At 64.6% G+C, this 1,903-nt stretch carries 2 protein-coding genes and 1 pseudogene; all 3 read left to right on the top strand.

Annotation, left to right across the window (positions count from 1 at the left end; genetic code table 11):
- Positions 1-170 precede the first annotated feature (170 nt).
- Positions 171-962 (top strand): substrate-binding domain-containing protein, encoded by a 792-nt coding sequence (locus EN925_RS34060; protein ID WP_244514477.1) that lies wholly within the window; start codon positions 171-173, stop codon positions 960-962.
- Entirely contained in the window at positions 959-1,492 is a 534-nt protein-coding gene (locus EN925_RS34055) for a c-type cytochrome (protein WP_013525142.1), read from the top strand. Before EN925_RS34060 ends, EN925_RS34055 begins: the two co-directional genes overlap by 4 nt.
- A gap of 14 nt (positions 1,493-1,506) precedes the next feature.
- Positions 1,507-1,903 (top strand): annotated as a pseudogene (locus EN925_RS34050) (cytochrome c oxidase subunit II); the annotation flags it as partial.

The following is a 1,903-nucleotide window of genomic DNA, read 5'->3' as shown; positions in this document are numbered from 1 at the left end:
AGACTTAGACCCACGCGATGCCACCGCGGCACTTGGCTTCGTCAACGCGATGAAGGATCTGAAGAACGCTACCACGGCGGGAGGCACGCTTTATGTGTTCCGGCTGCCTTGATGGATTGAACTTGACCGTACGTCCGGCGCGAAAGGCGTTCCAACGGGTGGCGATCGGCATGGCCGGGCTCGCCTTGTTGCTCTTTCCGGCTGTTGCCAACGCACGTGAATTGAGAGTGTGCGCCGACCCGAACAACATGCCGTTTTCCAACGCGGCCGGTCAAGGGTTCGAGAACAGGATCGCGGAAATTGTCGCCACTGATCTTGGCGCCAAGCTGACGTATACCTGGTGGGCGCAGCGCCGTGGCTTCATCCGCAACACGCTGAAGGCAGGCCTTTGCGATCTCGTGCCCGGCACGCCTGCCAATCTCGAAATGCTGCGCACCACCACGCCTTACTACCGTTCGTCCTATGTCTTCGTGACCCGCCAGGACGGCCCGGACGTGACGTCCTTCAACGACCCGCGGTTGCAAGAATTGCGCATCGGTGTTCAGCTCATCGGCGACGATGGCGCCAACTCGCCGCCTGTCCAGGCGCTTGGCCGCCGCGGCATTGTCGGGCACCTCATCGGCTACCCCGTCTATGGCGACTACTCTGCTCCCAACCCGCCGGCGCGCATCGTCGAAGCTGTCGCGAACGGCGAGATCGACCTTGCCGTGGTCTGGGGTCCGCTCGCCGGCTATTTCGCGCAGAGGCAAAAGGTGCCGCTCCGGATCACGCCGGTCACGCCTCGCATCGATGGACCGCAACTGCCGCTGATGTACGACATCTCAATGGGTGTTCGACGCGAGGACGATGCGCTGCGTGGCGATGTGAATAGCGCGCTTGCCCGACACAAGGCCGAGATCGACGCGGTTCTGGCGCGATACGGCGTACCGCGTCTGGACATGGCCGGGAGACCGGCCCGATGAGGCGCGCTCTGGCGATGTTGCTGCCCTTGACACTGGCCCTGGTCGCCTGCCAGCGCGAGGAGCGCGACACGCGACCGCAATCGGCGCTCGGCTCAGGTGAGCAGCCGACGCCTGTGACCACGTTGGAGCCGGGCGGACAGCGACCCTCCCCCACCGACAACAAGGCGGCGAGCTTCGAGGCCAACGCCTTCCACATGAGCGAGGGCAAACGCCTGTTCGGCTGGTTCAACTGCTCGGGCTGCCATGCCAATGGCGGTGGCGGCATGGGTCCGGCGCTCATGGACGAGAAGTGGATCTACGGCAGCTCGATGGAAAGCATCCACGCCACGATCCGCGACGGCAGGCCCAACGGGATGCCAAGCTTCGGCCAGAAGATACCCGACGACCAGATATGGGAGCTGGCGGCCTTCGTGCGCGCACTGGGCGGCAACGCGCCGTCTTCCGCCGCGCCGCAACGCAATGACGACATGATGGTGCATCCCTCGGAAAACCGCCTGCCGGATGCCGCGACACTGGGCAAATCACCGTGAAGCGCCCGGCCTCGATGGCCTTCGCCTTCTGTGTCCTGTTTCTGCAGGGATGCGCAGGCTGGCAGTCGGCGCTTGACCCGAAGGGCCCCGCAGCCGGCGAGCTGGCCTGGCTCATCTGGTTCTTTGCCGCGCTTTGCGCGGTTGTTTGGGCGCTGGTGATGATCGCTCTCGCAGCACCGCTGGTCATGCGATCGCGTTCCGGCGATGAACCCCTCCTACTCGACGAAGCGGCCGAACGCGGCAAGATGCGCGTGGTCGTGTCCGCCGTCGGAGTGACCACCATCATCCTGATCGGACTGACGCTGCTAAGCTTTTTCGCCAACAGGACGCTGGCTGCGATCGGCTCGGAGGCTGCGCTGACAATCAGGGTGACCGGGCACCAGTGGTGGTGGGAGGTGCGCTACGAGGATG

This window comes from Mesorhizobium sp. M7A.F.Ca.US.006.04.2.1 (assembly GCF_004022915.1).
Taxonomy (GTDB): domain Bacteria; phylum Pseudomonadota; class Alphaproteobacteria; order Rhizobiales; family Rhizobiaceae; genus Mesorhizobium; species Mesorhizobium ciceri.
The sequence above is the reverse complement of the archived record's forward strand: the minus strand, read 5'-3'. Positions and strand labels throughout refer to the sequence as shown.

What these genes read in the sequence shown, in the direction of transcription:
- EN925_RS34055 (WP_013525142.1), top strand. Translation starts at nt 959, where the DNA reads ATGAGGCGCGCTCTGGCGATGTTGCTGCCCTTGACACTGGCCCTGGTC.
- EN925_RS34060 (WP_244514477.1), top strand. Translation starts at nt 171, where the DNA reads ATGGCCGGGCTCGCCTTGTTGCTCTTTCCGGCTGTTGCCAACGCACGT.